The following is a 14,425-nucleotide window of genomic DNA, read 5'->3' as shown; positions in this document are numbered from 1 at the left end:
GGATTACTCGCCATGGCGGCGGGCATCGGCGTCGGCCGTTTCGTCTACACCCCCATCCTGCCGCCAATGGTCGAGGCGCTGGGCCTCAGCAAGAGCGAGGCCGGCCTGATCGCTTCGGCCAATTTCGTCGGCTACTTCCTGGGCGCCGTGCTGGCGACGGTGATGCCGGGTTCGCGCCGGGCCTGGCTGATCGCGGCCCTGGCGCTCAATGCGCTGGCGCTGGCAGCGATGGGCCTGACCGCAGAGTTGCCGGCCTTCCTGGTGCTGCGGCTGCTGGCGGGCCTGGCCAGCGCCTTCTCGCTGATCTTCGCTTCGGCGCTGGTGCTCGACCGGCTGGCCGCAGCGGGACGCGGACGGCTGAGCGCCGTGCATTTCGCCGGCGTCGGCATCGGCATCGCGGTCTCGGCCGCGGTCGTGGCGGTGCTGCACGACTGGCGCAGCATGTGGTTCGCCAGCGCCGCCCTGTCGCTCGCCGCCGGCCTCGCCGTCCGGACCCTGGTGCCGCGAGATTCGGGTGGCCCGGCGTTGGCGGCAGCGGGCAAACGCCAGCACCTGCCGCGCGGCTTCGTGCCTCTGGCGATCGCCTACGGCCTGTTCGGCTTCGGCTACATCATCACCGCGACCTTCATCGTCGCCATGGTGCGCGGCTCGGCCGAGATCGCGAGCCTCGAGCCCTACATCTGGGTGATGTTCGGCCTCAGCGCCGCGCCGTCGGTCGCGCTGTGGACGGCGCTCGCCGGCCGCTGGGGCATCCGCCGCTCTTTCGCCATCGCCGCCTTCGTCGAGGCTTTCGGCGTGGCGCTGTCGGCGCTGTGGCTGACCCCGGCGACGGTGATCGCGGCCTCCGTGGTGGTCGGCGGCAGCTTCATGGGCCTCACCTCGCTCGGCCTGCTCGCGGCGCGCGAGGGCGAGGGCGATCCGCGCGGCCGCATCGCCCTGGTGACGGCGGTGTTCAGCGCCGGCCAGATCCTGGGGCCGGCCTTCGCGGGCTATCTCTACGACCACACGGGCAGCCTCGCCGGCCCGTCCTGGGCGGCCGCGGCGGCACTGGTCGGCGCCGGCCTGCTAACGTTTCGCCAGAAACGCTAGCGCCTCCTTCGCCGCGCGATGGCCCGAGGCATTGGCGCCGGCGACGCCGCCCGCCGGATCGGTCGCCTCGCCGGCGAACAGTACGCGCTCGTGGTGCGGCGCCGCCAGCGCCAGGCGCGGCAGCAGCAGCCCCTCGGCCCAGGCGCCGCGCGCGAAGGGATCGAGCCCCCAGCGCGTAGAGGCGGCGCGCAGAAAGGCCGACCGCACCTCCTTGCCGAACAGCTCGGCCAGCGCCGTGACCGCGCCCGATACCGCCGCCGACGCGCCGCCCGCCTCGAGCTGGCGCGCCTCCTCGCCGCGATAGAACAGGATCGCCGCCTCCCGCCCGCCCGGCCGCAGCAGCGCCTCGACCACGGTCTGCTTCGGGGTCCAGGCGAGGATGCGGGTGTCGTCGGGCGCATCGAGCACGCGGCGCGAGAAGGTCACGCACACCTTGTCGGCCTGCGCCATCGGCAGCGAGGCGATCGCCGCCAGCCGCTCGCCGCGCAGGGGCGGCGCGAAGCCCATGCCGCCGGCCGCCAGCACGCCGACCGGCACGGTGACGATCGCTGCCCGGGCCAGCACGTCGCCCAGAGGCGTCACCAGCTTGACCAGCGGCCCGGTCGAATCGATGCGGATCACGCGGGTGTTGAGCCGCACCGGCAGCTTGCCGTCGGTGACCGGCAGCCGGGCGAGCGGCGCGAACGGCACGCGGCGCAGCGCCTCGGCCAGCGCCAGCTTCTCCAGCGGATCGCTGGGCTTGAGCACTGCGCTCGGATCGATGCCGGGCGCCTCCTTGCGCAGGGCGTGCAGGAGGCGGCCGATCTCCTCGGCCTGCTTGGCGAAGCGCTGGTAGTCCGCGTGGCTGATCTCCTTGCCGTCGATCATCAGCGACATGCCGACCGGCAGCGGCCGGGTCGGCGCGCCGTGGTCGAAGGCGATGCCGGGCGTGGTGTCGGTGTAGATCCGGCCGCCGGTGCGCTCGCGCGCCTCCAGCACCACCACGCTCTGGCGCGCGCCGATCAGGGTCTGGGCGGCGGCGAAACCCGCGATGCCGGCACCGACCACCGCGACGTCGAGATCGGCCGCGCGCGCCGGCTGCACGAAGGGGGCGGCGAGCGCCCCAGCAAGGACGGCTCTCCTGCTGGGAGCGCGCCACTCCCGTGGCGCATCACGATCATGAGCGCCACTGGAGTGGCGCGCTCCCAGCAAATGCGAAGGCCTCATTACCACCCGATTGTATGCTATCGAGGCGGCGATGTGGTCCTCCCTCCTCGCCACGACACGCGGGGCGCTATGGCTGAGCGCGGACGGTGAGATCGAGCGCCTGAGCGGCGCCGAGGCGGCGCAGCGCGCAGGCGCCAGCGTCCCGCTGGTGGTGCACGCGCCGGCGACCGCGGCGCGGCTGGGGCTCGACGATCTGCGCGCCCGCGACCTGCTCGAACTCTACGCCTTCGTGCGGCCGGCGACGTTCTGCCTGCCGACGCCGCGCGGGCTCGCCGCGGCGATGGACGTCGATCCTTCCGACGAACTCGCTGCCCTGCCGCAGATCGCAAAAGCCCTGATCGACGAGCTCGAGGACATGGCGGCGCTCGCCTCGCCCGAGATGAAGGACACCGCGCTTGCCATGGCGCGCGGCAACTGGAGCTGGGCGGCCGACGTGCTGAAGGCGCTCGGCCTCGAGCAGGCGACGAAGAGGCCGCGGCCAGGCGCCGGCCTCGACGTCTGGAAGAGCCTGCCGGTGTGGGAGGAGCCGCCGCCGGCGACGCCGCCCGGCTCGATGCCGGTCGAGCCGCGCGAGGCGCGGCTGCGGCTGGCGCAGCTCGTCTCGTCCGGTCCCGGCCTGCCCGAGTTGCGGCCGACGCAAAGCGACTATGCCTCGGCCGCGTCGGAGGCCTTCGCGCCGCGCGAGGAAGAAGACAAGCCCAAGGTCGTGCTGGTCGAGGCCGGCACCGGCGTCGGCAAGACGCTGGGCTATGTCGCACCTGCAAGTCTCTGGGCGGAGAAGAACGGCGCGCCGGTATGGATCGCGACCTACACCCGCAACCTGCAGCGCCAGATCGACAACGAGCTCGACCGGCTGCACCGCGACAGTGCCGAGAAGCGCCGCCGCGTGGTGATCCGCAAGGGCCGCGAGAACTATCTCTGCCTGCTGAACTTCCAGGAGGCGGTGATGCGCACCGGCCTCGTCCCCGAGAACGCCGTCGGTTTGGGCCTGCTCGCGCGCTGGGCGCTCGCGTCGCGGGACGGCGACATGATCGGCGGCGATCTGCCGGCGTGGCTGCTCGACCTGTTGGGCCGCGGCCGCATCGGGCGGCTCGCCGACCGGCGCGGCGAGTGCATCTATTCGGCGTGCGATCACTACCGCAAGTGCTTCGTCGAGCGCACCATCCGCCGCGCGCGGCAGGCCGACATCGTGATCGCCAACCATGCGCTGGTGATGGTGCAGGCGGCGATGGGCGGGCTCGACGACGCGACGCGGCCCACCCGCTACGTGTTCGACGAGGGCCATCATCTGTTCGACGCCGCCGACGGCGCGTTCGGCGCGCATCTCAGCGGCGTCGAATGCTCCGACCTGCGGCGCTGGATTCTAGGTTCGGAAGGGCGCCGAGGGAGTCGGGCCCGCGGACTCGAGCGGCGGGTGCAGGATCTGCTGGGCGAGGACCAGGAGGCGCAGGCGGCGCTGCGCCGCCTGCTCGAAACAAGCCGCCGCCTGCCCTCGCCCAATTGGCAGACGCGGCTCGCGGACGGCACGGTGATGGGGCCGGCCGAGGAGTTCCTCGCGCTGGTGCGCGTCCAGGTGCGGGCGCGCGCCACGGGCGAGGACCAGGGCTTCGGCATGGAATGCGACATCCGCCCGCTCAATCCCGGGCTGATCGAGGCGGCGGACCAGCTCGCCGCGCTGTTCGAGCAGATGGTGCAACCGGTGCGGCGGCTGAAGCAGGCGCTGAAGCAGAAGCTCGAGACCGATGCCGACACGCTCGACAGCGGCCAGCGCGGCCGCATCGAGGGCGTGGCGCGCTCGCTCACCAACCGCTGCGAGCTGACGCTCGAGGCGTGGCGGGCGATGCTGCGCGGCCTGCACAGCGACGCCGATCCCGCCTTCGTCGACTGGTTCGCGATCGAGCGCGTCCAGAACCGCGAGCACGATGTCGGCATGTTCCGGCACTATCTCGACCCGACCGAGCCGTTCGTGAACAGCGTGATCAAGCCGGCGCACGGCGCGGTGATCACCTCGGCGACGTTACGCGACGCGGGCGTCCCCAACGCCGCCAACGACGACCCCGAGCCTTCATCCTCTTCCGGACCGCGAGCATCCGGCTCGCTCATGAGCAAGAGCGAGCCGGAGGCTCGCGGTCCGGAAGACAAGACCCCGCCGGCCGCCTGGTACGCCGCCGAAGCCCGCACCGGCACCCGCCACCTCCTCGCCCCGGCGATGCGCGCGGCGATGGCCTCGCCGTTCGACTACGCGTCAGCCACGCGCATCCTGATCGTGAAGGACGTGCCACGCGACGACACCGACCAGGTGGCGGCGGCCTATCGCGAGCTGTTCAAGGCGAGTGGCGGCGGCGCACTCGGCCTGTTCACGGCGATCGGCCGGCTGCGCGCCGTGCACCAGCGCATCGCGCCGGCGCTGGAGGAGGCCAACCTCCCGCTCTACGCCCAGCATGTCGGCGGCATGGACGCGGCGACCCTGGTCGACATCTTCCGCGCCGAGGAGCATTCCTGCCTGCTCGGTACCGACGCTGTGCGCGACGGCGTCGACGTTCCCGGCCGCAGCCTGCGCCTGATCGTGTTCGACCGCGTGCCCTGGCCCCGCCCCGACATCCTCCACCGCGCCCGCAAGGCGGCGTGGAAGGCGGCCGGTGCCGGTGCCAACGCCTACGACGACATGCTCGCGCGCCTGCGGCTCAAGCAGGCGTACGGGAGGCTGATCCGCCGCGCCGATGACCGCGGCGTGTTCGTGATGCTGGACTCGCGCCTGCCGTCACGGCTGCTGAGCGCGTTTCCGGCGGGCGTGACCGTCGAACGCACCGGACTTGCCCAAGCGGTCGAGCGGATCCGGGCCTTCATCCTGGATTGACGGCCGCCGAATTCACTTGCTGTGCATGCGTCGGTGGAACGCCTTGGGTCGTCGGAGGGCATGTCGAGATCCGGCAATTCCCGGGCAAGGCGTCAACGCGTAACAAGCGCAACAAATCTAAACACGACAAGCGGGCGCCGGCTGCTATCGTTTTGGTTGTAGGTTCGATCGGGCGTCAGACACGAGAGCGCTGACATGATGCGAATCATCTCTGCCAAGTGGTGGCGTTATCTTCTTGGCCTGCTGATCGCCGCAGGATTAGCCGGCTATGTCCTGGATCGCGGTGTCGGCGGACCACCTCCTGCGCCGGTGGTGGCCGGGCCGCCGGGCCCGGTGCCGGTCGCAGGCGGCGGCAACGCCAAGATTCCGACGGAGATCACCGACGAGGACGACGGCCATGCGCACGGCGATGTGCACGTCCGCACCGTCGACGGCGCCTTCTACGACCTGCAGCTGATCGGCGAGTTCGTCGCGCTCAAGTCCGAGCGCGACGACTTCCAGATCCAGCTGCGCATGGGTCCCTGGGGCGGCTCGTCCAAGACCATCAGCACCAACATCGCCGTCGCCCTCAACGTCGCCGGCGATCGCGTCGCCGTCTATGTCCGGCAGCCGTCGGCGCTCAGGGTCAACGGACGGCCCGTCGCCTCGCTCGAGCAGCCGATGCATCTGCCGAACGGCGGCACGGTCGGCCTGTCGGGCCAGCGCATCACCGTGACCTGGCCCGACGATTCGGTGGCCCGCATCGACCTGCGCGGCGACTACCTCGACCTATCGGTGATCCCGGACCGCGCGCGGGCGGGCACGCTGCGCGGCCTGTTCGGCAATTTCGACGGCAATGCCGCGAACGACCTGGTCGCCCGTGGCGGCTCCTCCGAGGGGCTGCCGCGCGACGGCGAGGAGGCGTCGACACGGAACTTCTATCGCCGGTTCGGCGACAGCTGGCGGGTCAGCCAGGCTGAATCGCTGTTCGACTACGGCCCGGGCGAGACCACCGCCACCTGGACCGATCTCAAGTTCCCGTACCAGATCGTCTCGGTCGCGAGCTTCGACGGCACGGCGCGCCAGAAAGCCGAAGAGGCCTGCAAGGCCGCCGGCGTCAGCGATCCGCGACTGCTGCGCAATTGCGTGCTCGACCTCGCCGCCACCGGCCATCAGCCGTTCATCCAGAGCGCCCTGCAGGCGCAACAGGACAGCCTGCTGCAGGAAGGCTTCGGCTGCCGCGGCCTGCGAAGCGGCGGCTCGCGCTGCACCTACTACCGGCCGTCGCTGGAGGACGCGCGCGCCGGCGAGAAGTTCCACATCACCGTCGAGACCATGCAGAGCGACGCCAAGCGCGTCGAGGAATTCGACTGCGACCCGGTCGACGCCCAGCAGCGGGCGGCCTGCAAGTTCAAGACGCGCGGCCGCGTCTTCGAAGGCAGCAACACGGTCGAGCGCTACGTCGCCAGCAACGGCCAGATGCAGGAACTCAAGGGGACGATGCAGAAGAGATAGGCCGCGGGCCGCGGAGAGGTCGAGCATGACGCACGCATCGCAAGCATCGGATCGGACGCGGCTTGACGGCCTCGCGAACCGGGGCGCGAGACTCCTGCTGCTCATCCTCGGGCTGTTGCTCGGCTCGGCGGTCGCGCACGCCCAGAACGTCCGCGACGTCAGCGGCCCGTGGAGGATGGTCGACGATCCGTCCGGCAGGACGCTCGTCCTGTCGCAGAGCGGCGCGGCGGTGACCGGCCGGGCGTTGCGTCCGGACCAATCGCTGAGCTTCGAGGTGTCGGGCACCGTCGACGCCGCCGGCGCGATCGCCTGGTCGACCTTCTTCGACCGCAGCGAGGCGGCGGACGACAAGAAGATCACCGACGCGCTGTGGTCGGCGGCGGCCGGGGCCAACGCAGCGGGCGGCCATGGCAACGCCGTGCAGGCCAGCATGACCGGCAGCTACGACCTCACCACCGGCGACCTCAGCGGCCAGCGCACCATCCCCAAGGTCGGCCACGACGGCGACAAGTTCACCAAGGTCTCGTTCAGCACCGTCGCGTTCCGGCTGCGGCGCGTGCCGCAATTCCGGCTGAAGAACTTCCAGATGATGGAGAACGGCGTCGTGGTCGACAGCACGCCGCCGCCCTTCATGCCGTTCTGGATGGTCGATCACCAGGGCCACTTCGTCGTCAAGTTCGACAAGAGCTGGGTCGGCGGCAACACCAACACCAACGTCGACGTGATGTTCTACGAATGGAACGCAGATGCCGGCAGGAAGGGCAACTGGGACCGCGTCGCCGACCTCAAGCGTCCCGACATCGCGGTCGTCGACGACACCGGCTGGGTCGAATTGCGGCTCGACGACCGGTTTCCCGGCTGGGCGGAGCGCACCGACGGCAAGTTCCGCGTCAACCTCGATCTCACCGCCCAGGGTCAGACGGTGAAGGGCCCGCCACTGACCGTGACGGACATCACCGCGGCCTTCAACAAGACGCTGAACGATCGCGCGCTCGACCTGTTCGGCCTGACCTACGACCAGTGGCAGGCGGTCTATGCCAAGAGCCCGGGCACCGCGAAGGCCTATCTATGGCGGCAGGTCTATCGCCGCTCGCTGGGGTTCAATCCCAGCGTCGATGTCGTCAACCTCAACAAGTCCGACACGCCGTCGATCGTCAACCTCCGGATCAACGCGCTGTTCGGCTCGCAGCCCCAGCGGACCTTCACCACCGTGCCGGTGCGGCTCGGCTTCTTCCTGGACAGCAAGGCATCCGACGTGCCGGCGGGCGAGACGCGCCATCTCGAGATCGAGCCGTTCGCGCTCGCCGGCAACACCGAGGACAAGGTCAAGCTGATCGACGATCTCGTCGCCTTCGAGATCGATCCCGATCCGGACGATCCCAACCAGTCGCAGAAGACCCGCATCGAGGTGAACAAGGCCCTGCGCGCCAAGCTGCGCCTGGCGGTCGAGACGCCGCTCTACCGGCTTGGCCAGTCGCTGCGCGCCAACGCGTCGGCCGCCGGCCTCAAGCTCGATGCGCCGGCCAACGATCCGATGGACTACCAGAAGGCGGTCGACCTCGTGTCCGGCGCCGGTCTTCATGACCGGGAAATCAAGCAGGTCCTGGCCGATTGGGACGCCTTCCTGGCGCTGCGCAAGAAGCTCACCGACCGGGTCAACCAGTGGGGCGACACCGGCCTCGCCGAGCTCGAGCAGAAGATCGGCAACTACAACGGCTGGACCATCACGTTCGGCGAGCCGCCGCGTACCGACAGCGTGCTGGTCCGGCCGGACGGCAACCAGGGCGGCTACGCGGTGTGCGGGAACCTCGAGCTGACCAACTCGACCTGGGCGATCGGCTTCAGCGCCGTCGGCGGCTTCTTCGGCGTCGACTCCTCGCACATGATGGAGAGCGCAGGCGCGGGCGGCCTGAGCTCGGGCGGCCAGCCTGCCCTGCCGCGCGAACGGCTGCTGCGCCAACCCGGCACCGACGTCTGGTACATGCAGGGCGAGCCGCTGCAGATCGTGCCGCGCGCCGACTTCAGGGATCTCGGCCGGACCATGACCCGGGGACAAATGACGACGCCTGACGGCATGCGCGGGGCGGTTGGCAGCCCCCGCGCCCGCCCGGGCGGCGCACCGATCGGCTGGGGTGACGAAACGATGGCCCGCAGCCTGGCGCCGGGCGGCGACTCGCGTGCCGCCGACGGGCTTGCCGAGGCGGCGCAGCACGCCGAAGGGCAGGCCGCAATGTGGCTGCGCAACAACTGGCGTGCCGGCAACCGGATTCCCCAGATCTGGGTCGACATGAACAACAGCTACATCTGCTTTGACTGCTTCAATTACCTCGAATTGCTGCTCCCACCCGGAGCGCGGATGACCGTGCGCTTCCAGAATATCGGCGAGACCGTCAGGAGAGGCCCCCAGCTCACCGAGGCCAATGGCTACAGGATCGTGGTCGACGGGAAATCCGGCCTGTCCTGGATCGAGAAGACGTTCGAGGGTGTCGAAGGCCAGCGCGAGTTTCCGGCAGAGCCGACGCCGAGGGTGCTGTCGCCCAGCGGCGCGAGCCCGCCCCTCGTGGCCGACGTCAACGATCCCCTATTGTCGGACGAAGCTTTCGTCAGCCGCGTGCGCAGGCTGAACCCCAACATCAGGATGACCGATCAGGAGATCGTGGCGCGCCGCAATCAAGGCCAGGTCTTCGACACGACGAGCGGAGGCTTCCGCGCGGCCACCGCGCAGGAGCGCGCCAATCAGCGCGCATTGCTGCAGATGGGCGGCAACCAGCGCGTGATGGATCTCTACCGCGCCCGCGCCGACGCTGCGCAAGCCAAGGCGGACGCAGCGGCCCTGCTGATCCAGGGCATCAACGACATGCTGAAGCAACTCGGCCAGCGCCGCGGGGAGAAGCTGACCGTGGTGCTTTACTGCGACGCCTCGCTCAAGAGCCTGCGCATCCAGGTCGTGCCGAAATTCACCACCGAGGCGGGCGAAGAGGTGCCGATTCCCCTGCCCGACACCACGCAGAAGGAAATGCTCAAGACCTGGTACCAGTACTCCAATCACACCTTCACAGAAGGACCGCTGCCGGATTGGCTAAACAAGAAGGCAGACTAGCGTGCACCGCGCGGGGTGCCAGGAATACCGGTTCTGGCAGATCGGCGTGGTGACCTCGTTCTGGCGCCTCGACCTCACGCTGGCCTACACCGATACCACCATCGAGGCCGACGGCTGCGGCTTCACCCGCGCCTGCGAGGGCCGCTTCTTCGCCGCGATCACCAAGGTGTTCTGAGCGCGGGCGCTGGAGCGCACGGGCGTTGTTGTTGCAGCAGGCATATTCCGTTCGGCTGATTCCAGCCGAACGGAATATGCTCTAGCGGTACTGGTTGTAGACCTTCTGCCGCTGCGCCTCGACGTTGGTCGAGCTCGAGCCGTTGTTGGAGGTCGCGGTCGAGGCGGTGGCGTTGCTGCCGTAGCGGGCGCTGTAGGAATCGGTCGGGCCGTAGCCCTGGTCACCGCAGGCGGCGAGGACGGACGCGAGGCCGAGCGCGAGAGCGATCTTGTGCATTGGAGGCTCCCGGTTGCTCCGTCGTGTAACGGCAGAGCCCGGAGGGTGTTCCCGACGCTGTGGATAAGGGTTGTTCTTCGATGTCCATTATGGGCAATGGACCGGCTTTCGACCCCCCTCTTTGCTGAGGATTCGTCGCATCCATTGCCCATATTAGGAGTCGCGTGCGGGAGAGAGCAGTGTGGCGCGCATGACGATGCCCGCCTTCCGTCACCGCGCCCACCACAGGAAAAAACATCCCTCCCGCGGAGGGGGTGTCCGGGATTCCTGGACTGAGGAGGCTCCGATGCCGATGCCATCGGCGTTTCCCCCGTCCTACGCGTGGGACGGTTTGGGACGGGGTCGCTTCTCGCGCCACAGAAGGCGCTTCTCGCGCCTCAGAAGGCGCTTACTTGAACGCCGGGATTACCCGTTCGCAGAGCAGGCGCAGCGCCGTCATCACCCGCTCGTGCGGGATCAGGCTGCCGGGGTTGAGCTCGGCCAGGATTCCGTCGAGGCCCAGCGTCTCCTTGACCTCGCGCAGCCGGTCGATCACCTGCTCGGGCGTGCCGACGATCATGCGCTCGCGCAGCACCTCGTCGTACTCGATCGACTGCATCTTGGCGGCGCGCTCGCCGCGCTTCTCGATCGCGCGGGCGCTCGCGAGGTTGGCGGTCTCGGCGAGCCGGCTGCCGATGGTGCGCAGCAGGTGGAGGATGCTCTCCCGGGGCTCCTCGCGCGCCGCCTCCTCGGTGTGCGCGACATAGACCGGCACGCGCAGAAACACCCCGCCCTTGCCGGGATGGCCCGCCGCCTGCCACGCCGCGCGATAGGTCTTCACCAGCGGCGACAGTTCCGAGAGGTTGCCGGTGCGCGCGGCGACGAAGATCGGATGGCCGAGCACGGCCGCTTCCTCGTAGGTGTCGGGGCTCGCGGCGGCGATCCGGATCTCGGGCCACGGCCGGCTCACCGGCTTGGGCGACAGCCGCACGTTCTCGTAGGCGAAGTACTTGCCGTTGTGGCTGAAGCGCTCCTCGGTGAAGGCGCGCTTGACGATCGCCAGGGTCTCGGCGAAGCGCTCGCGGCTCTCGCCGTAGTCGACGCCGTAGGTCTTGTATGTATGGGCAAAGCCCGAGCGGCCGACGCCGAAGATCAGCCGGCCTTGCGCGAGATGGTCGATGGTCGCCACCTCCTCAGCCAGCCTGAGCGGGTGGCAGAGCGGCAGCACCTGCACCGCCGTGCCGATCTTCATGGTCTTGGTGCGCGCGGCGATCGCGGCGGCGAGGATCAGCGGCGAGGCGAGCACCGAGCGCTCGGGATTGAAATGCAGCTCGGCGAGCCACATCGCGTCGAGGCCCAGCCGCTCGGCTTCGTCGACCTGGGCGAACGAGTCGGCGAAGGCCGAGGCATCGGACGCGCCCGGCAGCCGCTGAAACTCGTGGAACATGCCGAATTCCATGCGCGAACCTTAGCCCCCTTTCGGCGCGCCGTCACACCCATGGCGAGTGCAGGGGTTGCGCAGCCTTATCGGTAGACATCGCTCTGCGGTGCGCCGGATGATTTTTTCGAGGGTCGGGGGAGATCAAGCGAATGAGTCGTCCTGCGGTAGCGGCGGCCTTTTCCATTCTCGTGGCGTGGCTGGTGGCAGGACCGGCGGTCGCCGACACCCAGAGCTGTGCCGACTTCCGCGAGGCCGTGCAGAAGGGCATGAAGGGCGTGATCCTGGTCGACCTGAAGATGAAGTGGATGGAGCCCTACAGCGACCGCACCAACCGCATCCACGTCGATTTCTACTTCTTCGACACCGCCATGAACCCGGCCTCCAGGCTGAGCGGCGAGGCCGAGTACAAAGTGCCCTTCGCCGCCATGGAAGGCCACGTCCAGAAGATCACCGACGCGGCGCTGCAACAGATCGACCCGAAGATGACGACTCTGGCTCATTGAGGGCTGGTTCACTGAGGGCTGGTTCATCGAGCCTGTAGCCAACTGCCTCCCGTGCGCTAAAGTGCATGACGAATGAAAAACAGGAGGCAACGTCTGGCAATGGCAAGAGTTCGAGTCCCGCTTTCCCGCCGCCGCGCGCTTGTGCTGGCGGCCGCTCCGTTCTTGGCGTCCGGTATCGCCCGCGCAGCCGACGACTGGCCCAACAGGCCGGTGCGATACATCAACGTCTTCCCGCCCGGCGGGCCGACCGACACGCTCTCCCGCATCGTCTGCGCCGAGCTCGCCGAGCTGACCGGCCAGCAGTTCGTGGTCGAGAACAAGGCCGGGTCGGGCGGCAATGTCGGCACCGATGCGATCGCCCATTCGGCGCCCGACGGCTACACGATCGGGCTCTACACCATCGCCTCGCAGTCGATCGCGCCGACGCTCTACGCCAAGCTCGCCTTCGACGTGCAGAAGGACTTCACCGCCGTCGCCATGCTGTGGTCGGTGCCCAACATGCTGATGGTACGCCTCGACCTGCCGATCAAGACCGTGCCGGAGCTGATCGCCGCCGCCAGGGCTCAGCCCGGCAAGCTCTCCTTCGCCTCGTCCGGCGCCGGCACGACGCCGCACATCACCGGCGAGATGTTCAAGCAGATGACCGGCGTCAGCCTGCTGCACGTGCCCTACAAGGGCAGCGCGCCGGCCTACCAGGACCTGCTCGCAGGCCAGGTCGACATGATGTGGGACAACATCCCCGGCCCGCTCGGCCTGATGCGCGGCGGCAAGATGCGCGGCGTGGCGGTGACCTCGAAGGAGCGCCATCCCGCGGCGCCCGACATCCCGACCATGGCCGAGACCATCCCGGGCTTCGAGATCACCTCGTGGGGCGGCCTCTGCGGCCCGGCCGGCCTGCCGCCGGCGATGGTCGAGAAGCTGTCCGCGCTCTCCAGGAAGGCGCTCGAGAGCCCGAAGGTGAAGACCGCCTTCGAGCAGCAGGGCGCGACCTCGTTCTGGATGAACCCGAAGGACACGGCGGCCTATCGCCTGGCTGACGAGAAGAAGCTCGCGCCGGTGATCAAGTCGTCCGGCGCCAAGGTCGAGTGACACCCAAGACCGTCCTGGTCGCCGGTGCGACCGGCCTGGTCGGCTATGCCTGCCTGAAGCACTTCGCGGCGGAGGAGGGCTGCGACGTGATCGCGCTGTCGCGGCGCAAGCCGGACGAGACCTATGGCGCGCGCTGGTATCCGCTCGACCTGGCGGATGCCGCCGCGTGCGCGGCCCTCGCGCCGCACCTCGCAGGCGTCACGCACCTCGTCTACGCGGCGCTCTACGAGCAGCCGGGTCTGGTCGCGGGCTGGCGCGAGGACGAGCAGATCCGCCTCAACGAGGCGATGCTGCGCAACCTGTTCGAGCCGCTCGAAGCAGCCGCCCCTCAGCTCCGGCACGTGGCGCTATTGCAGGGCACCAAGGCCTATGGCGTGCATGTCCGGCCGCTCGCCGTGCCGGCGCGCGAGAACCGCTCGGAGATGCACGAGCAGCCGAACTTCTACTGGAACCAGGAACGCTTCGTTCGCGAACGGCAGCGCGGCAAGGGCTGGCGCTGGTCGATCCTGCGGCCGGTGCTGATCGTGGGCGATTCGGTCGGCAGCGCGATGAACGTCATCCCCGCGCTCGGCGTCTATGCGGCGATGATGCGGCGTTCGGCCAAGACCGCGCTCGACTATCCCGGCGGCGTCGGCCGCGTGGCGCAGGCGGTCGATGCCGACCTGCTGGCGCGCGCCATCGCCTGGTCGGGCGAAGCAGACAAAGCGGCGAACGAGATCTTCAACGTCACCAACGGCGATGTCTTCGTCTGGCCGAACGTCTGGCCGGCGATCGCCCGGGCTTTCGGCATGGCAGCGGGCGCGCACGTGCCGCTGGCGCTCGACCGGGAGATCCGGCCGCGCGAGGCGGAGTGGGCCGAGATCCGCCGCGAACACGGTTTGGTCTCGGGCACGCTCAAGGACTTCGTCGGGTTGTCGTTCGAATACGCCGACTACACCATGGGCCACGGTCGCACCCAGCCGGGGCCGCCGGCGCTGGTCTCGACCATCAAGCTGATGCAGGCCGGCTTCACCGAGGTGATGGATACCGAGGCGATGTTCGCCAAGGCGATCGCCGAGATGCAGGCCAAGAAGCTGTTGCCGCGATAGCCGGAAATGTCCGGCGGCGCGGTGCAGGGGGAGATGCACCGGCCGCCGGCCCCGTCGCCTTGCAGGTTGCGGAAAGGCGACTATGGGAACTCGAGATACGCAAGCAACTCGGCCGGCGGCGCGATGCG

General features: G+C 69.3%; 11 protein-coding genes. 8 read left to right on the top strand and 3 right to left on the bottom strand.

Annotation, left to right across the window (positions count from 1 at the left end; translation table 11 throughout):
• Positions 1 to 12 precede the first annotated feature (12 nt).
• A complete protein-coding gene (locus tag J0J01_RS04355) occupies positions 13 to 1,089 on the top strand; it encodes a YbfB/YjiJ family MFS transporter (protein ID WP_296378985.1) in 1,077 nt (358 codons plus the stop codon).
• Here the strand turns inward: J0J01_RS04355 and J0J01_RS04350 are convergent.
• Positions 1,066 to 2,172 (bottom strand): FAD-dependent oxidoreductase, encoded by a 1,107-nt coding sequence (locus J0J01_RS04350; RefSeq protein ID WP_296378984.1) that lies wholly within the window; start codon positions 2,170 to 2,172, stop codon positions 1,066 to 1,068. The genes J0J01_RS04355 and J0J01_RS04350 overlap by 24 nt on opposite strands.
• A gap of 154 nt (positions 2,173 to 2,326) precedes the next feature.
• Between J0J01_RS04350 and J0J01_RS04345 the strand changes: the two genes are divergently transcribed.
• The 4 genes from J0J01_RS04345 (at position 2,327) to J0J01_RS04330 (ending at position 9,921) form a co-directional block, all read left to right on the top strand.
• Complete coding sequence (locus J0J01_RS04345; protein WP_296378983.1) at positions 2,327 to 5,152, top strand: ATP-dependent DNA helicase; 2,826 nt, start codon at positions 2,327 to 2,329, stop codon at positions 5,150 to 5,152.
• 195 nt (positions 5,153 to 5,347) lie between these two features.
• Positions 5,348 to 6,646: a VWD domain-containing protein gene (locus J0J01_RS04340; protein ID WP_296378982.1), complete on the top strand. Its 1,299-nt coding sequence runs from the start codon at positions 5,348 to 5,350 to the stop codon at positions 6,644 to 6,646.
• A 25-nt stretch (positions 6,647 to 6,671) separates the two neighbouring features.
• Positions 6,672 to 9,746, top strand: coding sequence for a DddA-like double-stranded DNA deaminase toxin (locus tag J0J01_RS04335; protein WP_296378981.1), 3,075 nt, complete (start codon positions 6,672 to 6,674; stop codon positions 9,744 to 9,746).
• Between the two features lies 1 nt (position 9,747).
• A complete protein-coding gene (locus J0J01_RS04330) occupies positions 9,748 to 9,921 on the top strand; it encodes a hypothetical protein (RefSeq protein ID WP_296378980.1) in 174 nt (57 codons plus the stop codon).
• Positions 9,922 to 10,002: 81 nt separating this feature from the next.
• Here the strand turns inward: J0J01_RS04330 and J0J01_RS04325 are convergent, their stop codons facing one another.
• Positions 10,003 to 10,197, bottom strand: coding sequence for a hypothetical protein (locus J0J01_RS04325; protein ID WP_296378979.1), 195 nt, complete (start codon positions 10,195 to 10,197; stop codon positions 10,003 to 10,005).
• A 388-nt stretch (positions 10,198 to 10,585) separates the two neighbouring features.
• Positions 10,586 to 11,635 (bottom strand): LLM class flavin-dependent oxidoreductase, encoded by a 1,050-nt coding sequence (locus tag J0J01_RS04320; protein WP_296378978.1) that lies wholly within the window; start codon positions 11,633 to 11,635, stop codon positions 10,586 to 10,588.
• Positions 11,636 to 11,766: 131 nt separating this feature from the next.
• Here J0J01_RS04320 and J0J01_RS04315 point away from each other — a divergent pair, with 131 nt between their 5' ends.
• From J0J01_RS04315 to J0J01_RS04305, 3 genes are all read left to right on the top strand, one after another.
• Entirely contained in the window at positions 11,767 to 12,120 is a 354-nt protein-coding gene (locus J0J01_RS04315; RefSeq protein WP_296378977.1) for a hypothetical protein, read from the top strand.
• A gap of 162 nt (positions 12,121 to 12,282) precedes the next feature.
• On the top strand, positions 12,283 to 13,209 hold the full coding sequence (locus J0J01_RS04310) for a tripartite tricarboxylate transporter substrate binding protein (protein WP_296378976.1): 927 nt from the start codon (positions 12,283 to 12,285) through the stop codon (positions 13,207 to 13,209).
• A complete protein-coding gene (locus J0J01_RS04305; protein WP_296378975.1) occupies positions 13,206 to 14,297 on the top strand; it encodes an NAD-dependent epimerase/dehydratase family protein in 1,092 nt (363 codons plus the stop codon). The genes J0J01_RS04310 and J0J01_RS04305 overlap by 4 nt, the downstream gene beginning before the upstream one ends.
• Positions 14,298 to 14,425 lie beyond the last annotated feature (128 nt).

Origin of the sequence: Reyranella sp., assembly GCF_017305915.1 — a bacterium.
In the GTDB taxonomy this organism is placed as follows: domain Bacteria; phylum Pseudomonadota; class Alphaproteobacteria; order Reyranellales; family Reyranellaceae; genus Reyranella.
The sequence above is the reverse complement of the archived record's forward strand: the minus strand, read 5'-3'. Positions and strand labels throughout refer to the sequence as shown.